Below are 20,342 nucleotides of genomic sequence, written 5' to 3' on the forward strand. Positions count from 1 at the left end.
TCACTATAGGTGTTGGGAAGAAATAAAAAGAAAGCTTGGGCCTAGTGCGATTCCTTCCTTGGGGAAGGTGGAGGTAGGGGTTTATTGAACATTACAGGTTTAATCGCACGTATAAACCCCTCCCTGCCATTTCACAATCCACGGCACCCCTCCCAAGGGAGGGAATATATACTGCAATTACAATCTTCCGAACACTTGTGGTGTTGTCACCAACAACTTATATTCTCCACCATTTTCATTAGTTAAAAAACGTTAAAGCAATTTTATAAACCAAAACAAGGACTTATGTTTGTAATGGCCTGAATATCAATGTAGATAAAATCTATGCGTTACCTTTTGCTCCTGCTTGTCATTAGTGCCGGTTTAAATGCAAATTCGCAAACCATAAGCGGCATAGTTACCGATGGCAAAACCGGGCAGCGTATCAGTGGCGCCTGGATTACATTGGCAAAAGCAAGCACCATCAGCGGTTTGCAGGGTGAGTTTGCAATTAAAACTAATAGTACTGCAGATACAATCCATGTAAGAATGCAGGGTTATAAGCTTTATGTGCTGCCCATAAATCCATCAATAAATAAAAATATACTGATAGCTTTGGACGAAGCTATTATAGAGCTCAACGTTGTCCACGTAACCGGAAAACGGGACAGGGTTAAAGATTCATTGAATAACCGTAAAATGTTCGCCAAAGATTTTAATGTATCGGCGCCTAAGCTTAAAGATATTTTAGTAATATCTCATACTCCCGGCCCGTTGCCTCTTTTTGGGGTAACTATTGTTCCTTCGCAATTGATCAAGGCGCTAACTTATAAACACAGCAGGGAGTATAAGTTTAAAAAAGTACTGATCAGGGATGAGCAGAACAGGTATATCGACAGCCGTTTTAGTGAGGCGTTGGTAACGCAACTTACCGGTCTTGAAGATGAGCCTTTGCTGAGTTTTATGGATAAATACCGCCCTGCAATTGAGGTTATCAAAAGGATGACCGATTATGATATCAGGGTATATATTAAAGCCAGCATCATTAAGTTCAGGAGCGATACCCTGTATCAAACTAAATAATCAGATGTTTTCTTAAATTTATTTTCACAATTGATATTCATTCAACAATTAAAGCCGTTGTTTTGCTATTAATTACGATAATCCTATGAGTAACATATTGCATATTTTGAATGGCGATTCCGCATTATCGGGCTTTAATGAAACCGGTCTTGACGGCGATGTACTGGTGTGGCGGGAAGTGCTTTCTGAAGGCCCGCTGCAGGAAAATATTTTATCCGGGAGTTTCTGGAGTGCGCGTTCTAAATGGATCACCAAAACATTTGAGGAGACGCCAGAAGTTTATCAGCATAAAGTGATAGATGAACTGGGAAAGCTAAATAGTACCTATACCGAGATTAACCTGTGGTTTGAGTTTGATTTGCATTGCCAGGTGAATTTGCTTGGGGTGTTACAGATGCTTACACAGAAAACGGATATGTCGGCGCCGGCCATTTACCTCATTTGCCTTGCCGATTGTGTTCAGTTTGATAATGCCAGGGGCCTGGGCGAATTGAACGGCGAGCAGTTTGAAGAACTTTATGATGCCCGCGAACGGCTTAACGAATGGGAATTTGAACTGGCCACCGAAGCCTGGCAACTATATGTAGATGGCGACGCTGCCGAACTGGAAAAATGGCTTAATGAAAATTCATTCTGGGGCGGGGTGCCTTTACTTAAACCCGCTTTGCAGGCACATTTAAAAAGGCTGGAAACCAATGCGGCAGGTTTAAGTTACATTGAACAAAGGCTGCTGGATATTTATAACAGTGGTGCTAAAACCCGGTCGGCCATATTTATCGCCTTTTGGGATTTGGAAAAAATATACGGCATGGGCGATACGGAAATTGATATTTACCTTAACCGCCTGAAAGAAAAACAACTCATCGAACTTTAAAAAAATGGCTAACACATATATCATAAGCGGTGCCAGGAGTGGTATTGGCAAAGCGATAGCACAAAAACTGGCCCATGATGGCAACATCTGTATTTTGCTGGGCCGCAATGAGGCAAAACTACAGCAAACATTAGCAAGCCTGCCCGCAGGAGGGCATAGTTTATTAATTGCCGACATCCGCAGTAAAGAAAGTTTGGCCGAAACATTTATACAACTGGGCGATGTTCCTGTAAATGGTCTGGTGGCCAACTCAGGCATGGGCGGCGAAAACTATTGGGGCGATGACGACCGCTGGACGGATATTATCAATACCAACCTTACTGGCACCTACAATTTTGTAAATACCTTTTTGCCCGCCCTTCGAAAGGCTGGTAGCGAAAAACATATCCTCATCACTTCGTCTGTATTGGCACGGCTGGGTGTTGCTAACTATTCGGCATATTGCGCTTCAAAAGCCGGATTGCTGGGTTTAATGCGCTCATGGGCCGTACAGTTTGCTCCGGAAAATATACTGGTGAACGCCATTTGCCCTGGTTGGGTTGATACCGAAATGTCGCAGGAGGGCTTGCAGGGAATAGCCGATGGCATTGGTATCAGCAAACAGGAGTTTTATGAAATAGCTATGCAAAGCGTACCGCTAAAGCGCATGAGCCTGCCCGAAGAAATAGCAGGTTTGGTGGCTTACCTGTTAAGCCAGCGATCCATAACCGGTCAAACTATTGATATCAACTGCGGCTCGGTGATGAATAGCTAATTAATGCACCGTTACTGCAATGGTTGGAGACCGGTCACTTTCATTCTTTAACCTGTCGAGGGCGGTTATTACATACAGATAGGTTTTACCCTTTTGTACGGCACTATCGTCAAAAGTTAAATTGGTGTTATACTGAATACGCAATATGTTTTTAGGATCGTCGATGTTTATTTTATCGCCATCATTAAACCGGTAAATCACATAGCCATAAACGGGTTGCTCGTCTTTGGCCAGCGTGGGGACGGTCCATTTTAGTTGTACATGGCTCAGTACAGATTTTGCAGTCAAATCCCTGGGTACATTTGGTGGAATAGAATCGAGCCAAAGCATAACCGGCGGCAATGCCGGATAGCGATAATAATTATCACGAAGCGAATCAGTAAAACCAAGCGGGTTATTGGTTAGCGAGTTAGAACTGAAGTAAACACTGCCCTGCACCCTTAGGTTATCACGCATCATGTTGATTTGATCAGGCAATTGCGATGGGTTTTTAAAAGCCACCGTTTTTCGTTCATTAATACGATAGGCCGCCTGCCCTATATACAAATGCCTGCCGTAGGTATTATCGCTCCACCAATCCAACAGTTTTTCAAAATCAGCTGATCGATTACCTATTGGCCAATAAAGCTGCGGGTTTATATAATCTATCCAGCCCTCCTTTACCCATTTGCGTGTATCCGCGTAGTTTTCATAGTATGATGAGCCACCATTGGTTTCAGAGCCTTCATCATTCTGTGCTTTATTTGCCCATATCCCAAAGGGACTAATGCCAAACTTAATATCGGGATTGTGCGCATGTATACTGTCGCTCATCATTTGTATCAGCAGGTCAACATTGTGGCGGCGCCAGTCTTTTATATTATCATACCCATCGCCATATTGCTTAAAAGTTTCTTCATCATTTATTTTTTGTCCGGCAATGGGGTATGGATAAAAATAATCGTCCATGTGTATGCCATCTATGTCATAATTGTCAACTACATCCAGTATTACCTGTACAATATAGTCGCGTACTTCGGGCAGGCCGGGGTTAAAGGTTTTGATACCACCGTAAGTAAAAAACCATTCAGGTTTTATTTTGGTGATGTGCTGTGGGCTTAATGCTCCAAAATTGCCATCAAAGGTTGCACGGTAAGGGTTAAACCAGGCATGCAGTTCCATGCCGCGTTTATGGGCCTCGTTTATGGCAAACTCCAGCGGGTCATAAGCCGGATTTGGTCCCTGACCTTGTTTACCCGTTAAATATTTTGACCAGGGCTCGCGGCTTTTGGCATAAAAAGCATCTGCAGCAGGCCTTACCTGTAGCATTATGGCGTTTATACCGGTTTCCTGATGCGAGTTTAATATATCCAGCAACTCCTGTTTTTGCCTGTCGGTTGTTAGTTTCATGCTGCTTGGCCAGTCAATATTTGCTACGGTAGCTATCCATACGCCCCTAAACTCGCGTTTGGGTTGGGTTTTAACCAGAACAGGTTCAGTAGTAGTAGGTTCAGCCGGCTGTGCATTAACCGTTACAATTGTAAACAGGGGTATAAGCAAGAGTATAAAATGGCGGAATATATGCATTAATAAGAATTAATTAAAAGCTGCAAAGATATAAACTCATAACGTAGCAGTTTTATTATGAGGTATAAAATTTGCAGGTTTATTGTGATTTTGGCATATTGTGTTTAAATTTAACTATTGCCTAACATAATTATTTGCCCGTAATTCCTTTTAAAATCATATTTTTAGTGTTTCAACGTTTAATAACGTTGGCATAAATGCCAATAAAGGTAAAATGCAGGTAGCTGAAAATACCGATTTAATGGAATACGCTTATAAATTAAACCTAATAGTTAAATAGCTGCATTTTTTTAAAACAGCTTTGCTTTTTAACTGTATTAAAACATTAAACATTTAATTGCTATGGAAAATCAATCCGGTCAACCATCTAAGAAAAACTCGAATGTCATTTATTTCCTCATTGTGGTGGTATTGGCTTTATTAGGTACTGATGTGTATTTGTATTTGCAAAAAAACAAATCAGACACCAAAATTGTGTACCAGCATGATGAGCAAACACGCTTGCAAACTGAACTGGATAGCCTTGAATCACAAATTGAGCAGGTGAACGCTGGTAAAGCCAAGATGTCGACAGAAATGCAGGCCAAGAACGATTCATTAAGAGCAAAAATAAAGGTATTAAGATCTCAATTGGCTAAAGGAAAACTGACCAAGGCCGAGTTGGTGAAAGCCGAAGAAGATGTAAAACAGTTGAGGTATTTTGTAACTAAATACACAGCTGATATTGAAGAGTTAAAAAAACAAAATGTATCGCTCACCACCGAAAGGGATACATTGAAAACCAACCTGGCCACAGTTGCTAAAAAAGTGGATACGCTTGCCAAACAAAACGAGGATCTTGGGGCCAAGGTAAAGGTTGCGCAGGCACTTAAGCTGGCTACGGCAAATGTGGTGGCTTACAAAATTAAAGGCAGTGGTAAAGAGGTTGATGTAACCCGTGCTGGTCCTGCTAAAAAAATAAAGATCAATTTTACAGTTGCCAGCAACAGCATAGCAGAAAAAAGTCTGCATGATATTTATGTACGTATTATTGACCCAACGGGTAACCTGATAACTCCTGCCGATGGCGGAACATTTAGTGCTGATAGCCAGGATTTACAGTATACCTATAAAACGTCAATTGACTTTAAGGACGACGGTACCCAATACACTATTGATTGGTTAAATCCAGCCCTTCCTTTCCAAAAAGGTACTTATACTGTATTGCTTTATGCTGATGGCGGTACTATGGGTAAAACAGGTTTTACACTTAAATAAGGTATAAAAAGCTAAACTTAAAAAAGCCCTGTTCCGGTTATCCGGAACAGGGCTTTTGGTTTTAACCTACCCAGTCTTTTTACAGATTAAAAAAGTTGTACTCCAGCCTAAGCAGGTACATGTTTTTGCTGTTGCGTACCATATCGTTATAAAGCGGGGTACGATATGACAGGTCAAGCCGGCAAACGCTGTTAAAAATAAACTGCACAGCAGGCGCCGCGTCAAGGTAGCTTTGGCCTTTGCCTGGATTGGTTTTGCCCAATAGCTCCACATACAGGTTAACATTTACCTGCTGGTAATCACGATAATTTTTAGGTAACAGCAGGTACCCGGCCGATAATGTATAGGCTGCAGCATTTTTGGCTTGCGATTGGGGCAGGGTATAGCCGCCCCTGTTATCAAAGGCACGCAAGTAACTTGCCGAAGCGGATAGCGCTAATTTGTGTAAGAGCTGCGTGAATACTACGCCGCTTTGTACACCCGAGTTATCGCCTTCGAGTGTTATTTCCTGGTTAGGCAGCGGGTTGTTAATGCTTGATGCTTTTACAAAAAATGCACCACGCAAATGCTTTTGTACCGTATCTATGGATAAAAAACGGTACTTGGCGTACACGCTGCCCCCTTCAAAATGCTGGTTGTTGAAGTAATAATCCGAAACATACAAAGAACTATGTACCATTAAGTGCCGGTTAACGCCATACATGGCCTCAAAAGTGCTGCGGTTTTTATAAGTGGGTTTAAAAAATCCCTGGTTCTCTATGCGGAGGCCCAGGGAGCCGGTGGCCATATTACTGGCAGGCTCGGTATTTACATACAACTCCTGCGAAAATACAGGGCACGTCATAGCCATGAGGCAAATAGCCAATAAGATTTTCTTCATGATAATAATCTTTAATGAAGACTTATATAGCTAAATGATAAACACGGCCGCTTGCCGGGGTGGTATCAGTAACCTGGCTAAGATATTTTTTTGAAACCGATTTTGGAGCAAAGCCATTGTCGACTATAGTGAAGCTAACACTGCCGGTAAATGTTTTATCAGCAGCGTTCAGTAGCCTGTAGGTATCGCCCGCGTAGCTAAAATAATTGTCGGCAATTTTAGTGTTATCAAAATTAAAGGTGGCCTTAAGGCTATTTACCGAAAAACCGGACCCCTGTACTTTTTTACTGATCTGCTCAAATTTTACAGGTACATCATCTTTAAAGGTGATGAGGTATAAATTATGCATCAGGTCGGTTTTAATGTCGCTTACAAAGGGAAGGGAACGCAGTGCTTTTTCTGTTGATTTAGCGCAAAGGGCACAGGTTAGGCCACTAACCTGTAATTCGGCTTTGGTAAATTGGGCCTTTGCAGCCGTAACCGTAAGGGCAAACAGAATGATGAATGTTTTGATCGTTTTCATTTGATTTTTTAATTAATTGTTGGAAATAAACTGGCAGCAATTTTACCGGGTATTATACGGGCAATTAATGTTTATCAAATGCGAAAAATGCAGTTTTTTATAAATGTGGCAATGTTTTGCCAGGGTATGTCAGGTGGTGCACGTTCAAATGATGAATTAACGGATGACTGTTGTAACGGGGAGAAAAAGCCAGAAAAAGACAAGCGTTGGATATCAAAACCAAACAGTTTTGACAGGATCGAAATAGGTTCGGCCTGGTGGGCATCCTTTACTTTGATCTGTAATTGTTTATCCTTACAGCATTTCATTTTGCCGCAATCCTGCATTTTTTTGCAACTAACGGCCGGCGAATCAATATTAACAGAGGCTATTTGTGTGCCACAATAATGGAGATTAAGAGCAAAGCCCAGTACTGTAACGGTGTACAGCATAGTCAATAATAAAGCTCCTGATCTTTTCATCATATCACAAAAATAACTGATTAACTTGTTGATTACAAATTGTTTTTATGTATTTTAATAACCGCACGAAAGGAAAAAATATAGCAACAAAAAAACCCGACCCTCGCGGCCAGGTTTTTTTGTAAAATTAACTTGATCTTTTTATTATATGGTTATTATTGGGCAGCTTGTTTAGCTTGTTGTTTCATTTGATCGTTAGCAACAATAACTATTTCAACCCTGCGATTTTGTGCACGACCAGTAGTAGTTGTATTATCTGCAATTGGTTCGGCTTCGCCTTTACCGCTGGTTGTTAAACGCGATGCGCTAACATTATCGGCAACAATATATGATTTTACTGATTCGGCCCTTCTAACAGACAGATCCATATTGTGTGAATCAGAACCGGTATCATCAGTATGACCAACAATTAAAATATTGGTATTTGCATTTTTTTGCAATGAATTAGCCAGATTTTGCAGGTTGGTTTGTGCAGCAGGTTTAAGATCGGACTTGTCGGTATCAAATAATATACCTGAATCAAACTTAACCAAAATACCTTCGCCCTCGCGGGTTACAGTAGCGCCCGGTACTGTTTGTTTTATTTCGGCAGCTTGCCTATCCATATTGCGGCCAATGAATGCGCCGGCAGTACCACCTACAGCACCGCCAATTATAGCGCCTAAAGCGGTGTTACCTGCGGCCTTACCAATAAAAGCACCTACAGTACCACCAGCACCAGCACCAATAGCAGCGCCCTTTTGTGTTTTGGTTAATGAGTTACAGCCGGAGCCTAAAATAACTGCAGTAGCTAAAGCCAGGCTTAAGGTGGCTATCTTAATTTTAAGAGTTTTCATATTAATTATGATATGTTTTATAAGGCTGTTTGCAAAGCAAATGCCAAAAACAAAAAAAAATGCCTATTGTGTTTTAAAGGCAGTAAATGCTCACTATTGCTATATTTTTTTAATATTTAGGAAAGTAATTTTCAAAACCGTAACGGTCGATTTGGCAATGTTTTACAAATTGGCTTCTTTTTAGTACAAGAAATGTAAAATTGTCGCTACAAACGCGGGAGCGGTGTTAGGCAATAACAACCAATGTAGCCGGTAAAATTAGTTTAAAAGTGCTGCCGGCATCTTTTTCTGATACTACTTCAATTTCGATATCGTGAAACGCGGCTATTGATTTAACAATGGGTAAGCCCAGTCCAAAACTATCCTGTTGTAACGATTGCCTGAATTTTTTAAAGCGGTTAAATATAAAAGGCATGGCATTAGCGTCTATCCCTATACCATTATCGGCTATGCTGATCATGAAATTGTCATGCCCCGCAGTTCCGGTTATATTAATGTGCCCTCCCTCGCGATTGTACTTAATAGCGTTGTTGATCAGGTTAAAAAATAAATTGAACAGCAGGAATTTATTAATGTTTACAAAATTCCAGTTATCAGGTACTGATATATTATAACTAATGTCCTTTTCCTGCAGGCGTATAGAAATTTCGTCATACACATCCTGCAACAGGTCGGTAACAGAAACTTTATCTTCCTTTAAAAACTGTTCGTTTTCAATTTGTGATATCAATAGCAGGGTTTTGGTAATGCTTTTTAGGCGGTTCAATATTTTCTGCATTTCAAGCAGTCGTACCTTTAGCTCATCACTAATATCCTCCTCTTCGAACATGTTTTCAATTTTTGACTGAAGGATAGATATAGGGGTCATTAATTCGTGCGAAGCATTAGAAATAAACTCCCGTTCTTTATGGAATTTATCGGCAATGGTCTCCATCATTTTGTGTATACTGATATCCAGGTATTCAAAATCAGTAGTAGTGGTGCGTACCTTGCGGTAGGAGTGAAAGTTTGGAAACTTTTGCCCCACAAGTTTTGTTTTTATAATTAGCCGCAGGGGTTTAAGTACATAATTTGAGTAAAACTGATCGGCCAGAATAGTGAGCAGTATCATACCCAGCAATACCTGGAAAGCAATATTTTGCAGTGGCGTGCTGGTTTCATCAAGTGTATCCACACTTTTACCAATCTCGAGCAGGTAATTTTTATTTTTAACATTAAAAGTATGACTTAGTATTCGGTATTCGAGTGTATCGCCCTCACTAAACGAGCGCTTACCGCGTTTAATCGTATCTGAAAAATAAATAGGGTCAACCTCATCCAAACTAATGTATTCCTCTTTAAGCGGCAGGTAGCTGCCATAGCCTTCGCCGTTTTCAATATAAGTTTCAATACCGCGACTTTTAATTATTTGCAGCAGTTTGTTTTTTTGTTTGATAAGTTTACTATCAACGTAATTGCTACTGATATTTCTGATCAATACGGGTACCAGCAATACAAACAGTATCACGATCACCAGCTTTGATATGGCGTTAAAAAGCGTAAGTTTGGTTCTGAGTCTCAATACTTAAGCGTTGATCTTAATTTTATAGCCCAGGCCCCGTACAGTCTCCAGCCAGTCGGGCGGAGCAAAGGCATTTAATTTTTTCCGTATATTTTTTATATGCGCGTCAATATAGTTGGAGTCGTAATCATTATTTACCACACTGCCCCAAATGTGCTCGCTCAATTGCATACGTGTCAGGGTCCTGTTCTTGTGTAAAATTAAATATGCTATCAGGTCAAATTCCTTTTTGGTGATGGTATTTACCACACTGTTATAATAGGATATGGTGCGGTTGGTAAGATCTATCAAAAAGCCGCCCAGTTCAATAATGTTATTTTTTACCCCAAATTTACGGCGAATGATGGCTTGCATACGGCTTTGCAGCTCCAGTAATGAAAATGGTTTGGGCAAGTAGTCGTCGGCACCAAGGTCAAGACCTTTTATACGGTCGTTAATTTCGGCACGGGCGGTTAGTATGATGCAGGCTGCCTCTGTATCCATTTTTTTAGCCTCCTTTAACAGATCGAGCCCATCATAGTCAGGCAGGCCAAGATCTATCAAAATAAAATCATATAAATTGGTGGCAATTTTTTCTGAGGCGGATGTCCCGTCAAAACATACCTCGCAGATGTAATTATAATTGGTCAGAAATATTTCAAGTTCCTGTGCAAGGGCTTTTTCGTCTTCGATGATCAACACATTCATAAGCCCGCTTAATAAAAAAGATAATAAAAAGTAAAATTAAAAAATGATTCCCTACGGTTTTCCAGTGTTCCTTCAACGTTTACAGGCATGGAGTAACGCCATGATGCCTCCAGCGTATAATGCGGCCTGTTGTAGGCAACCGGCACTTTAAAGCTATAGTTCAGCATATTGAACTCCCTGTTTCTGCGTGCGGCACCCGGGTCAATGTGTTTCACTATTGTGGATGATATTACATGCTGGTAATTATGGTCTATTTCGTATCGCTGTACAAAGTTCTGTGTACCCATAATAAAGTTAAATGATGGGTTAAATGACAAATAATCCTGGTCGTCAAAAACACTCCAGCTGCTTTCAAAGTATTTAGAGTGGCTTACAGTAATAAAAAAATCGTTCGATTTGCCATAGAGATAATCAAGGATAACCGTTGATTTAAGGTATTTCCAGTCATACGAGTTTTTTAAGTTGATATCATTTGACGATGCCGATTTAATAACATTAGCATTTTTGTTAAAAATAAACCGGGTATAGCTGGCCGCTCCTGAAAATGCTTTTGAAAATTTATAAAAATACCCTCCGCCTATATCAACTTCATCAACCGGGGCATAACCCAAAACCTTTAATACAGAAGCATAAACAAACACACCCGATTTACTATTGTATATAGCATCGCCGGTTAAAAACGGATATTTAATTGGCCCTGTACGGCCGAAAAACAGTGCATCGCTACCATAACTTACACCAACAGAAACAGACCGTTTCCTGATGATGGTATCGGTATCAGAAACTAATTGATGGCCACGGCCGGTAAAAAGTTTCCAATCAATACCTGCAGCATATAAGGCATTACTACTGGCAACAAAAAAAAGTAAGCAAAGGTACTTCATCAATAATTGGTAAATTGTTTAATTGCTATTTCTTCTGGGTATTTCAGGCGGGCGTTCCAATCCTTCGGGCCTGCGTTGTCTTTTAGGTTTTGGTTTGGGTACCACCGGCACCCCTGAATCATCAACCTTTTCGGGCTTTGCCTGCTTTTTTGCCTTCGCTACTCCTTTAATTTTATTTTTTTCGTCCTGCTCGCGTTGTTTGGTGTTTTTTGATAATAAAGTATCTTTTGATATTTTATTATCCTGCAGTTCAATTTTATTTTTGTTGTAAACAGGATAAAATCGACTGTTTTTAACGCCGGCAAACAATAAAACTGGTGCAAATATTAATATCAGGACAATATACGCAAACCACTTTATCATTGAGAGTAAGAAAAACTTAAAATTATTTTCAAATATCGGTCAATTTAAACAGTTAAACCTAAGGGGAGGGGTACTGTTAATATCAAATTCATTTACTTTAGTGTTTTGTGCTCAAAATACTAAAGTAAATGAACGTTGAAGATGCAGGTTTGTTGGAGTATTTATAACGTGTATATATAAAGCTTATATCAGATACTAACATCCTTTGACGTATATATGCGGTTCTGATCGTCAATGATGATACAGGCAATTTGGTTTAGCTGGTGTATTAAATACAAGCCGGCATTAACACCTATATTAATTATAGGCGACGCCATGGCATCAGATAATTCGGCAGTTGGGCTAATGATGCTTACGCTTGTAATTTCACTCACCGGAAAGCCTTTTTTTGCCGTCATCACGCTCACAAATTTTTTGTTGCTGAAGCTGGCATATGTTTCGGCGTTAACCGAAGTTGCAAAAGCCAAATTGCTTATATTGAGATGCGCAAATGGTTGTTTCCTTTGCTCAGGGTCGGCAGCAGCAACTGTCCAGGGTTTCAGGTTAGGCTGGTTACCCCAGGTAAGCAAATCACCCCCCGCATTAATCACACCACTGCTTACACCATTCATTTGCAAAACATATTTTGCCCTGTCGGCAGCGTAACCCTTACTATTGGCGCCAAAACCAATGCGCATCCCTTTTTCCTTTAAAAAAACGGTTTGTTTAGCGGCATCGATCACTACATTTTTGTAATTGGTAAGCATTACCGGTGAAGGCGCGATTTTAACATCTGCATTTTCGGCAAGAGCGGCATCATCACCAGTGTAGCCGGTTCCCGCAAAATAAGTAACATCAAAAGCCCCGTGGGTAAGCTCTGATATTTGCAGTGCTCTGTCAATAAGCCTGAAAATTTCAGCATTGGCTTTTACCGGTTCTATACCTGCGTTGCGGTTGATCCGGTTAATATTACTGTCTTCGCTAAAGGTCGACAGTAGTTTTTCAACCCGGTTAATTTCATTGATGGCAATGTCAATTTGTTCATCGGCCAGTAAGGGATCGTTCCCAACTACACTAATTTCAAATTTATCACCCATTAAGCGCACAGTGCGCCTGTAAGTGGTTAAATTATTGGTTAAAGTTTTTACAGCCAGCATAAATAAAATTTAGTTATTGTTCAAAAAAATAACAGTGATGCAATGCGCTAAAGCCAATACGAAAGTGCAGGCAAAAGTGCTACATCACTACGCTATAAAAACTAAAATAGCCGACTTATATGAAAATAAGATGAAAAATAGATTACAATTGCCGCAAAACGGCGTTTTTTACATTATTTAACAATTGACTTACAATTGATTAGAGAGGAGGGTATTTATTTCAACTTTATATCAGGATGCCGATTTGCTGATCGGCATCCCATTAAAACTATCTTGATTCTTGTTATCTTAATCTTTATAGCCCTGTATCTTTTGTTGCCTTAAACTACAGTGCCTTCTTTAAGCTTTTCAGCATTTTCGGCAAATTGCAATGATTCCAGTATTTCCTGCAGATCGCCATTCAATACACCGGGTAAGTTGTATATGGTAAGCCCAATACGGTGTTCGGTTAAGCGGCCCTGCGGATAATTGTAGGTACGTACCTTGGCCGAGCGATCGCCGGTTGAAACCATGGTTTTGCGTTTTTTAGAGGTTTCTTCCAGGTGTTTTTGCAGCTCCATTTCATACACCCTTGAGCGTAATACCTGCAAAGCCTTATCATAGTTTTTTAACTGTGATTTTTGATCCTGACATTGTGCCACAATACCGGTAGGGATGTGGGTTAACCTAACGGCAGAGTAAGTAGTGTTTACCGATTGTCCGCCTGGTCCTGATGCACAAAAAAGATCCTTGCGGATATCGCTTACCTGCAGGTCGATATCAAACTCATCAACCTCGGGCAATACCACAACCGAAGCTGCAGACGTGTGTACCCTGCCCTGTGTTTCGGTATCAGGTACCCGTTGTACACGGTGCACACCCGATTCATATTTTAATGTACCGTAAGCATCCTCGGCATTTACGTTAAATACAATTTCCTTATAACCGCCACTTGTGCCTTCGGTATAGTCAACCAGTTCAGTTTTCCAGCCGCGTTTTTCGCAATAGCGCATATACATGCGGTAAAGGTCGCCGGCAAATAAGGCAGCCTCATCACCGCCGGTACCACCGCGAATTTCCACAAGGGCGTTTTTAGAGTCTTCCGGATCTTTAGGGATCAGCATCAGGCGTATTTGCTCTTCCTTCTCGTCGCGCTGGGTAATCAGCTCGTCCAGTTCGCTTTTGGCCATTTCACGAAACTCATCATCCTTTTCGGTAGCCAGAATTTCTTTGTTGCTATCAATATTGCTCATGATGTTGCGGTAAATGTTATACTCATCAACAATCTTGGCAAGGTCTTTATATTCTTTGTTTAACTGAGCATAGCGTTTCATGTCCTGCATTACTTCGGGATTGCTCAATTCTGCTTCTACGTTTTTCCAGCGTTGAAATATCAGTTCTAATTTCTCTAACATATACTATCTTCAATATCTATCGCAGCAAGCTATGGTTAATGATTGTCCGGCTATGAAAGTCTTTACGTTTCGGTCGGTTTACTGGCATACTGCAAAAAGCGCACAAAAATACGCATTTTCGGGCATATATAATTCAGTGTATTGTAAGTTCTGAGTTGCAGGGTTTTGAGTGTTAAAGTTAAAAGATATAAGTTCTTTACTTGTAACTCAATACTTAAACTCAAAACTCTTTAATGCAAGTGTGGTGCCATCAAATTCGGCATAACTGCTGAAATTTACCCACTCGCCCAGGTTTATGTAGCGGCTTTTGGGATTTAGCTGTATATCAAGTGGTAAATGGCGGTGGCCAAAAATAAGGTAATCGTAAAAATTTGTTTTCAACTCTTCGCGGCAAAAAGTTACCAGCCATTCCTGCTCGCCGGGTTTGGGATCTTCTTTTTTCAGGTTACTGATACGGCTATTCGTTGACCAGTAATTGGCAATACCCACGCCTAAATTGGGGTGCAGCCTTGCAAAAAGCCACTGACAAAATTTGCTGCGGAAAAAGTTTTTTAAAACTTTATAAAAACCATCGCCGGGGCCAAGACCATCGCCATGGTGCAGGAAAAACTTTTTGCCGTTACGCTCTATCTTTAATTCATCGCTAATGATGGTTGCGCCCAGCTCCTTTTTAAAATAGTCAAACATCCACATGTCATGATTGCCTTTAAAAAGATAAAGTTTTACGCCGGCATCGGTAAGTTCGGCCAGTTTACCCAAAAAACGGATATAGCCTTTGGGTACTACCGTTTTATATTCAAACCAAAAATCAAAAACATCGCCCATTAAAAACAGTTCGGCGGCGTCAGTCTTTATACTGTCGAGCCAGCTCACAATCCTGTCTTCGCGTTTACGGCTATCAGCATAGCCACCAGTACCTAAATGAAAATCAGATGCGAAGTAAAGTTTGTTACGGGTTGACATACCGGGCAAAAATACATTTTAACCGCCAAAGGTAAAAGATAAAGATTGTTACATACTTACCGTCAAACAACACCGTATCTTTAGGGTTATAAAAAATACATTAAAAACTAAAATTATGGCTATTCCAGAAAATCCAAATCTTGACGATGCCCAGGAGGATAAAGATCCCGGCAATGAGTTTGAACAAGGCGAAGGTAAGGATACCGGCAATCAAGTACTTGATAATAGTGAACCCGATGTGGCTGGGCTCAATGCTGCAAGCCGAGCATCAGAATCTGCATATACTTTAAATTTTGAGGATGGTTTTGCCCCCGCCCCCGATAAGCTGAACGATAAAAACGACAGCGATAAGCACAATATTAAGCAGTGATAAAAGCTTGAATCCGTATCTAAAAAGCTTAATGAAATTACCGGGTGTTAATACACGGCGGTAACTTGTTATGCTTTTAGCAGGAAAACACATAAGCTTACCATAATATAACAATGAAAAAAGCACTATTTCTAACTCTTTTGTCATTAGCCTTTGCAGGCGCGGCAATGGCGCAGCACACGTTTAACGCGGCTGATTTTAAAAATAACCTTGGTAAAACAGGCACACTTTGCGATACCGTTTATTCGCTAAAAATTGTGAGCGATACACTTACCCTGCTCAATATGGGCGCGGCTTATCCGCGGCAAAAATATACCATAGCAGTAAAAGGCAACAAAACAGCGCTTGATCTGCCGCATATTAAGGGTAAGCAGATCTGTGTAACCGGGGTTTTTGAAATGTTTAGGGATCAACCCGAAGTGGTTGCCAGCCAACCGGAACAATTTGAAGTGCACTAATACAAAAAAGGCCCCTGGTTTAACCGGAGCCTTTTTTGTATTAATAGCAGGCAAAACCTGCAGTATTTATTGATTAAAACTCATGAAGTAAACCAAGCACAAGCTGACCCTCGGTCATAGGTTGTTTGGTAACTATACGGCCAATGCTGCTGGTACGGCCGGTAGTGGTAATGCTTGGTCCTTTTGATTCAATGTAATTTCCTTTAAGCAATAAGCCCCAGCCGGCGCCCATATTAAACTTAAGTGCCGCACTGCCGCCATAAGCAAATGCTGTTCCTTTTGAACTTTGTTGTGTAAACGTTCCGGTTTGCGCTGCAACCCCGTCAATAGCCACTGCTATACTGGGCGTAGCGGTATTTTTTATAACGCCGGCTGATGCCCTAAGGTCAAAACTAAAGCGGTGGTATACAAATGTGTATTGAGGGCCCAGTAAAATGTTGTAGCTTCTGTAACGTTTATCGGCTGTAACCGTTGAGCCGTCAGCTTTAAAATCATCAGTATACCCTTGTGAAATTTTTTGATCGTCATCAAAGGTTAAATTACCCTGGTCCTGTTTTGATACAGTGTAACCTATAGCAAAATGCTTGTAAAAATAAACAGCACCGTCAATACCAAATACAAAACCCTTTTTAGCGAAACCCGATTTTACATTGCTGTAATCAGTCTTTTTAAAGTCGCCAAATGGATTTGACTGACCACCAAATATACTGATGTAGCTTTTAAGTTTTGCCTGCTCATCATCGTCACTTTTAGTATCCTGGGCCCGCGAGTTAAACGCCATCAGCATAAATAGGGCGGCCGTAAGTAATGTAAAGGTTTGTTTCATGTTGTAAAATTGTACTAATAAACTATATAAGTTTTGCCAATTACCCTGTTTATTTGGTTTAGCAAACGTGTAAAAAAAAGCATTATTATCAATATGGGCACAGATAATAAAAATTCCATTGTAAATAAGTAATTACACTGGCACCCATCGCTAAAATACCCGCGTTATTTAACGGCCGGGTTCAGCTAATGCTTGTTTTTCATAATCGGGGGCTAATATAGCTTGCCCCGCTCAATTAAACAGCAGCAACGGGTAAAATTAACAACTTTTAACCTTTAATGTACTAAATCACTTGCCGCCTTCATACTCAAATTCCTATCTTTAGTTCTTTGCAATTTAAATCAACATGAAACGAACTACCTGTTTATTAGCATTGGCTGTTTTATTTTGCAGCTATATCCATGCACAACAAATGACTATAAAAACACTTCCCTATCCCCAAACTAAAAAAATTGATACCGTTGATACTTATTTTGGAACCCAGGTGCCAGACCCATATCGCTGGCTGGAAAATGACCAGGCTGCCGACACTAAAGAGTGGGTAAAAGCAGAAAATAAGGTTACCCAGAACTACCTCGGGCAAATTCCATATCGTGAGGAAATGCACAAGCAGCTGGAAACGTTGTGGAACTATGAAAAGTACAGCGCCCCTTTTAAAGAAGGCAAATACACTTATTTTTATAAGAACGATGGTTTGCAAAGCCAGTCGGTTTTATACCGGCAGGTAGGTGATACCGGTACGCCCGAAATGTTTTTAGATCCAAATAAATTCTCGGCCGATGGCACCACATCATTACAGGGTATTGACTTTACCAAAGATGGCGATCTGGCTGCCTATCAGATCTCAGAAGGAGGCTCAGACTGGCGCAAGGTGATCGTGATAAAAACGGATGATAAAACCGTAGTTGGCGATACCCTTACCGATATAAAATTTAGCGGGCTTGCCTGGAAAGGCACAGATGGCTTTTATTACAGCAGCTATGATAAGCCTAAGGCTGGCAGTCAGTTATCTGGTATGACACAGTATCACAAATTATTTTACCATAAACTGGGTACACCTCAAAGTACCGATAAGCTCATTTTTGGAGGCGATAAAACACCCCGCCGTTATATAGGCGCTTACCTTACCGAAGATGAACGCTTTTTAGTGATCACGGCCGCTACATCAACCACAGGTAATGAGCTTTATATACAAGACCTGAGCAAACCCGGCAGCAGTATTATTAACGTGATTGATAATTTTGATAACCAGCATACCGTGCTTGATAATGTGGGCAGCAAGCTGTATATATTAACCAATATTTACTCGCCCAACTTTAAAATTGTTACAGTTGATGCCGCAAGCCCGACAGTAACACACTGGAAAAACCTGATCCCCGAAACTAAAAACGTATTAAGCGCAAGTACAGGCGGCGGTAAAATTTTTGCCGAATACCTGAAAGACGCCACCTCATTTGTACAGCAATATGATATGAATGGAAAGCTGGAGCGCACCATCATGCTGCCTTCTGTTGGTACAGCGGCGGGTTTTGGTACCAAGAAGGAAGAAAAAGAAACCTATTATACCTTTACCAGCTACGTATACCCGCCAACTATTTTTAAACTGGATATCGCGAGCGGAAAATCAACCATATATAAAAAGTCGGGTGTAAAGTTTGATCCTGAGCAGTATGAATCAAAGCAGGTGTTTTATACCTCAAAGGATAAAACAAAGATCCCCATGATCATCACCTATAAAAAAGGTACAGTACTTAATGGCGAAAACCCTACGCTGCTGTATGCATACGGCGGTTTTGGTATCAGTTTAACGCCGGCCTTCAGCACATCAAACATAATATTGCTTGAACATGGTGGCATTTACGCCGTACCTAATTTACGGGGCGGCGGCGAGTATGGCGAAACCTGGCACCGCAAGGGTATTAAAATGAAAAAGCAAAACGTATTTGACGACTTTATTGCCGCTGCCGAGTACCTCATTAAAAATAAATACACGTCAAAAGATTACTTAGCGGTTTCGGGTGGCTCAAACGGCGGTCTGCTTATAGGTGCCATCCTTACCCAGCGTCCAGATCTGTTTAAAGTAGCCTTCCCTGCGGTTGGTGTTATGGATATGCTGCGTTATAATAAATTTACCGCTGGTGCAGGCTGGAGTTATGATTATGGCACGGCCGAAGATTCGAAAGAAATGTTTAATTACCTGTATAATTATTCGCCGTATCACGCATTAAAACCCAACCAGTACCCAGCCACTATGGTAACCACTGCCGATCATGACGACCGTGTAGTACCGGCACACTCCTTTAAGTTTGGCGCACGCCTGCAGGAATACCAAAAAGGTACAGCTCCAACAATTATCCGCATTGAAACCAAGGCTGGTCACGGCGCTGGCCAGTCAACCGCGCAGGTGATAAGCGGGCAGGTTGATAAGTGGGCATTCATGTTTTGGAATATGGGAGTGAAGTGGTAGTAGTTGGGGGGGATGAAATAAAGAAGCATGGCATGTGCGATTCCCCTCTTGAGAGGGGTGGAGTAACAGCGAAGAACACACCCCGCCACTACACAAAACCACGCACCCCCTCTCAAGAGGGGAGTTTTTAAGAATAAGCCATTATTAAATTATGAAACAATATTTTTTCTTTATTACGGTACTGTTATTCAGTATTTCACACTCTTTTGCCCAGAATAAAAAACAAAACATCAATGTTGTTTTTATTGGTAACAGCATAACACAGGGTGTACAATTAAAAGATCCGGCTACAGAGGCACCGCCGGCTACTGCCATTGCCTGGCTGCGCCTGCAAAGGAATTTAGGCACGGTTGAATTTAGTAACCAGGGCCACAGCGGCTATACCACGCTTGATTTTTTACCTGGTACCGGTACCTTTGCTAAAGTTGAAGAGGCCGCCAATGCATTTGCTGATAAAGATGCGCTATTGATCTTTTCGATAAAGCTTGGCACTAATGATAGTGCCATACATGGTCCGCATGGTGCGCCGGTATCACCGCAGGATTATATAAAAAATGTAAAAACCATTACCGATAAGCTGCTGGCCGACTTTCCTAAAGCGATCATCATATTTCAGCACCCTATATGGTATAGCAACAATACCTACAATGGTTCCATGTATTTGCAGGAAGGTTTATCCCGGCTGGAAAGCTACGTACCTAAGCTCGATAGCCTGGTTATCGCTTATGCTGTTACCAATCCCAAACAGGTTTTTGTGGGCGATAAAAAAGCATTCAGCTATTTCAGAAAACATCATCCATCAGAGCTGATTCCTGAAAAAGGCAAACAAGGAACCTTTTATCTGCATCCTAATAAAAAGGGCGCGGCTACGCTGGGTGAGTTTTGGGGCAGGGCGATTGAGCGGGTGATAAAGGGTAATTTTTAATGATAATAGAAAAATGTCATCCTGAACTTGTTTCAGGATCCCACAAGTCGGGTTAGTCAACATACTCAACAGTTGAGTATATGAGATGCCGAAAT

21 protein-coding genes are annotated in these 20,342 nt (G+C 41.0%); 8 read left to right on the plus strand and 13 right to left on the minus strand.

Translation table 11 applies throughout. The features are described from left to right. The first annotated feature begins 324 nt into the window (after positions 1–324). The 3 genes from AC1DRQ_RS08910 to AC1DRQ_RS08920 all read left to right on the plus strand — a co-directional run bounded on the left by AC1DRQ_RS08910 (position 325) and on the right by AC1DRQ_RS08920 (position 2,690). Positions 325–1,062 (plus strand): carboxypeptidase-like regulatory domain-containing protein, encoded by a 738-nt coding sequence (locus tag AC1DRQ_RS08910; RefSeq protein WP_477423742.1) that lies wholly within the window; start codon positions 325–327, stop codon positions 1,060–1,062. Positions 1,063–1,147: 85 nt separating this feature from the next. After that, positions 1,148–1,936, plus strand: a complete 789-nt coding sequence (locus AC1DRQ_RS08915) for a DUF1835 domain-containing protein (RefSeq protein ID WP_477423743.1) — start codon at positions 1,148–1,150, stop codon at positions 1,934–1,936. Between the two features lie 4 nt (positions 1,937–1,940). Next, complete coding sequence (locus tag AC1DRQ_RS08920) at positions 1,941–2,690, plus strand: SDR family NAD(P)-dependent oxidoreductase (RefSeq protein ID WP_477423744.1); 750 nt, start codon at positions 1,941–1,943, stop codon at positions 2,688–2,690. On the opposite strand, the gene AC1DRQ_RS08925 is transcribed toward AC1DRQ_RS08920, so the two are convergent. After that, positions 2,691–4,256 (minus strand): glycoside hydrolase family 10-like protein, encoded by a 1,566-nt coding sequence (locus tag AC1DRQ_RS08925; RefSeq protein WP_477423746.1) that lies wholly within the window; start codon positions 4,254–4,256, stop codon positions 2,691–2,693. It lies immediately after the preceding gene. A 342-nt stretch (positions 4,257–4,598) separates the two neighbouring features. Here AC1DRQ_RS08925 and AC1DRQ_RS08930 point away from each other — a divergent pair, with 342 nt between their 5' ends. Continuing rightward, positions 4,599–5,513 carry a hypothetical protein gene (locus AC1DRQ_RS08930; protein WP_477423747.1) on the plus strand — a complete coding sequence of 305 codons (915 nt, stop codon included), beginning with the start codon at positions 4,599–4,601 and terminating at the stop codon, positions 5,511–5,513. Between the two features lie 79 nt (positions 5,514–5,592). Here the strand turns inward: AC1DRQ_RS08930 and AC1DRQ_RS08935 are convergent, their stop codons facing one another. From AC1DRQ_RS08935 to AC1DRQ_RS08985, 11 genes are all read right to left on the minus strand, one after another. Continuing rightward, a complete protein-coding gene (locus AC1DRQ_RS08935; RefSeq protein WP_477423749.1) occupies positions 5,593–6,393 on the minus strand; it encodes a hypothetical protein in 801 nt (266 codons plus the stop codon). A gap of 22 nt (positions 6,394–6,415) precedes the next feature. After that, complete coding sequence (locus tag AC1DRQ_RS08940) at positions 6,416–6,916, minus strand: heavy-metal-associated domain-containing protein (RefSeq protein WP_477423750.1); 501 nt, start codon at positions 6,914–6,916, stop codon at positions 6,416–6,418. A 74-nt stretch (positions 6,917–6,990) separates the two neighbouring features. Then, on the minus strand, positions 6,991–7,380 hold the full coding sequence (locus AC1DRQ_RS08945; protein WP_477423751.1) for an HYC_CC_PP family protein: 390 nt from the start codon (positions 7,378–7,380) through the stop codon (positions 6,991–6,993). A gap of 152 nt (positions 7,381–7,532) precedes the next feature. Then, positions 7,533–8,213: a YiaD family glycine zipper/OmpA-like lipoprotein gene (locus tag AC1DRQ_RS08950; RefSeq protein ID WP_477423752.1), complete on the minus strand. Its 681-nt coding sequence runs from the start codon at positions 8,211–8,213 to the stop codon at positions 7,533–7,535. Positions 8,214–8,439: 226 nt separating this feature from the next. Next, on the minus strand, positions 8,440–9,774 hold the full coding sequence (locus tag AC1DRQ_RS08955; protein WP_477423753.1) for a sensor histidine kinase: 1,335 nt from the start codon (positions 9,772–9,774) through the stop codon (positions 8,440–8,442). Between the two features lie 3 nt (positions 9,775–9,777). After that, positions 9,778–10,461 carry a response regulator transcription factor gene (locus AC1DRQ_RS08960; RefSeq protein WP_429399630.1) on the minus strand — a complete coding sequence of 228 codons (684 nt, stop codon included), beginning with the start codon at positions 10,459–10,461 and terminating at the stop codon, positions 9,778–9,780. An 8-nt stretch (positions 10,462–10,469) separates the two neighbouring features. Then, on the minus strand, positions 10,470–11,345 hold the full coding sequence (locus AC1DRQ_RS08965) for a hypothetical protein (protein ID WP_429399631.1): 876 nt from the start codon (positions 11,343–11,345) through the stop codon (positions 10,470–10,472). Positions 11,346–11,363: 18 nt separating this feature from the next. Beyond that, the gene (locus tag AC1DRQ_RS08970; RefSeq protein ID WP_477423756.1) at positions 11,364–11,708 is read right to left on the minus strand and encodes a hypothetical protein; all 345 of its coding nucleotides are present in this window, start codon (positions 11,706–11,708) and stop codon (positions 11,364–11,366) included. A gap of 188 nt (positions 11,709–11,896) precedes the next feature. Further along, on the minus strand, positions 11,897–12,844 hold the full coding sequence (locus AC1DRQ_RS08975; protein ID WP_429399633.1) for an FAD:protein FMN transferase: 948 nt from the start codon (positions 12,842–12,844) through the stop codon (positions 11,897–11,899). 320 nt (positions 12,845–13,164) lie between these two features. After that, positions 13,165–14,238, minus strand: coding sequence for a peptide chain release factor 1 (gene prfA, locus AC1DRQ_RS08980; RefSeq protein WP_429399634.1), 1,074 nt, complete (start codon positions 14,236–14,238; stop codon positions 13,165–13,167). 207 nt (positions 14,239–14,445) lie between these two features. After that, on the minus strand, positions 14,446–15,201 hold the full coding sequence (locus AC1DRQ_RS08985) for a UDP-2,3-diacylglucosamine diphosphatase (RefSeq protein WP_477423759.1): 756 nt from the start codon (positions 15,199–15,201) through the stop codon (positions 14,446–14,448). 115 nt (positions 15,202–15,316) lie between these two features. On the opposite strand from AC1DRQ_RS08985, the gene AC1DRQ_RS08990 reads away from it, so the two are divergent. Together AC1DRQ_RS08990 and AC1DRQ_RS08995 are read left to right on the plus strand one after the other, a co-directional pair. Next, positions 15,317–15,571: a hypothetical protein gene (locus AC1DRQ_RS08990; protein ID WP_477423761.1), complete on the plus strand. Its 255-nt coding sequence runs from the start codon at positions 15,317–15,319 to the stop codon at positions 15,569–15,571. A 113-nt stretch (positions 15,572–15,684) separates the two neighbouring features. Beyond that, positions 15,685–16,029, plus strand: a complete 345-nt coding sequence (locus tag AC1DRQ_RS08995; protein ID WP_477423763.1) for a hypothetical protein — start codon at positions 15,685–15,687, stop codon at positions 16,027–16,029. 73 nt (positions 16,030–16,102) lie between these two features. Here the strand turns inward: AC1DRQ_RS08995 and AC1DRQ_RS09000 are convergent, their stop codons facing one another. Then, the gene (locus AC1DRQ_RS09000; protein ID WP_477423764.1) at positions 16,103–16,855 is read right to left on the minus strand and encodes a hypothetical protein; all 753 of its coding nucleotides are present in this window, start codon (positions 16,853–16,855) and stop codon (positions 16,103–16,105) included. 346 nt (positions 16,856–17,201) lie between these two features. Here AC1DRQ_RS09000 and AC1DRQ_RS09005 point away from each other — a divergent pair, with 346 nt between their 5' ends. Together AC1DRQ_RS09005 and AC1DRQ_RS09010 are read left to right on the plus strand one after the other, a co-directional pair. Further along, on the plus strand, positions 17,202–19,322 hold the full coding sequence (locus AC1DRQ_RS09005; protein WP_477423765.1) for a prolyl oligopeptidase family serine peptidase: 2,121 nt from the start codon (positions 17,202–17,204) through the stop codon (positions 19,320–19,322). Positions 19,323–19,473: 151 nt separating this feature from the next. Beyond that, positions 19,474–20,247, plus strand: coding sequence for a GDSL-type esterase/lipase family protein (locus tag AC1DRQ_RS09010; protein WP_477423767.1), 774 nt, complete (start codon positions 19,474–19,476; stop codon positions 20,245–20,247). The last annotated feature ends 95 nt before the right edge of the window (positions 20,248–20,342 follow it).

It is taken from the genome of Mucilaginibacter sp. P4_E8 (genome assembly GCF_056401495.1).

Coding starts and splice junctions, on each gene's coding strand:
- AC1DRQ_RS08910 (WP_477423742.1), top strand. CDS start 325: ATGCGTTACCTTTTGCTCCTGCTTGTCATTAGTGCCGGTTTAAATGCA.
- AC1DRQ_RS08915 (WP_477423743.1), top strand. CDS start 1,148: ATGAGTAACATATTGCATATTTTGAATGGCGATTCCGCATTATCGGGC.
- AC1DRQ_RS08920 (WP_477423744.1), top strand. CDS start 1,941: ATGGCTAACACATATATCATAAGCGGTGCCAGGAGTGGTATTGGCAAA.
- AC1DRQ_RS08925 (WP_477423746.1), bottom strand. CDS start 4,256: ATGCATATATTCCGCCATTTTATACTCTTGCTTATACCCCTGTTTACA.
- AC1DRQ_RS08930 (WP_477423747.1), top strand. CDS start 4,599: ATGGAAAATCAATCCGGTCAACCATCTAAGAAAAACTCGAATGTCATT.
- AC1DRQ_RS08935 (WP_477423749.1), bottom strand. CDS start 6,393: ATGAAGAAAATCTTATTGGCTATTTGCCTCATGGCTATGACGTGCCCT.
- AC1DRQ_RS08940 (WP_477423750.1), bottom strand. CDS start 6,916: ATGAAAACGATCAAAACATTCATCATTCTGTTTGCCCTTACGGTTACG.
- AC1DRQ_RS08945 (WP_477423751.1), bottom strand. CDS start 7,380: ATGATGAAAAGATCAGGAGCTTTATTATTGACTATGCTGTACACCGTT.
- AC1DRQ_RS08950 (WP_477423752.1), bottom strand. CDS start 8,213: ATGAAAACTCTTAAAATTAAGATAGCCACCTTAAGCCTGGCTTTAGCT.
- AC1DRQ_RS08960 (WP_429399630.1), bottom strand. CDS start 10,461: ATGAATGTGTTGATCATCGAAGACGAAAAAGCCCTTGCACAGGAACTT.
- AC1DRQ_RS08965 (WP_429399631.1), bottom strand. CDS start 11,345: ATGAAGTACCTTTGCTTACTTTTTTTTGTTGCCAGTAGTAATGCCTTA.
- AC1DRQ_RS08970 (WP_477423756.1), bottom strand. CDS start 11,708: ATGATAAAGTGGTTTGCGTATATTGTCCTGATATTAATATTTGCACCA.
- AC1DRQ_RS08975 (WP_429399633.1), bottom strand. CDS start 12,844: ATGCTGGCTGTAAAAACTTTAACCAATAATTTAACCACTTACAGGCGC.
- prfA (WP_429399634.1), bottom strand. CDS start 14,238: ATGTTAGAGAAATTAGAACTGATATTTCAACGCTGGAAAAACGTAGAA.
- AC1DRQ_RS08985 (WP_477423759.1), bottom strand. CDS start 15,201: ATGTCAACCCGTAACAAACTTTACTTCGCATCTGATTTTCATTTAGGT.
- AC1DRQ_RS08990 (WP_477423761.1), top strand. CDS start 15,317: ATGGCTATTCCAGAAAATCCAAATCTTGACGATGCCCAGGAGGATAAA.
- AC1DRQ_RS08995 (WP_477423763.1), top strand. CDS start 15,685: ATGAAAAAAGCACTATTTCTAACTCTTTTGTCATTAGCCTTTGCAGGC.
- AC1DRQ_RS09000 (WP_477423764.1), bottom strand. CDS start 16,855: ATGAAACAAACCTTTACATTACTTACGGCCGCCCTATTTATGCTGATG.
- AC1DRQ_RS09005 (WP_477423765.1), top strand. CDS start 17,202: ATGAAACGAACTACCTGTTTATTAGCATTGGCTGTTTTATTTTGCAGC.
- AC1DRQ_RS09010 (WP_477423767.1), top strand. CDS start 19,474: ATGAAACAATATTTTTTCTTTATTACGGTACTGTTATTCAGTATTTCA.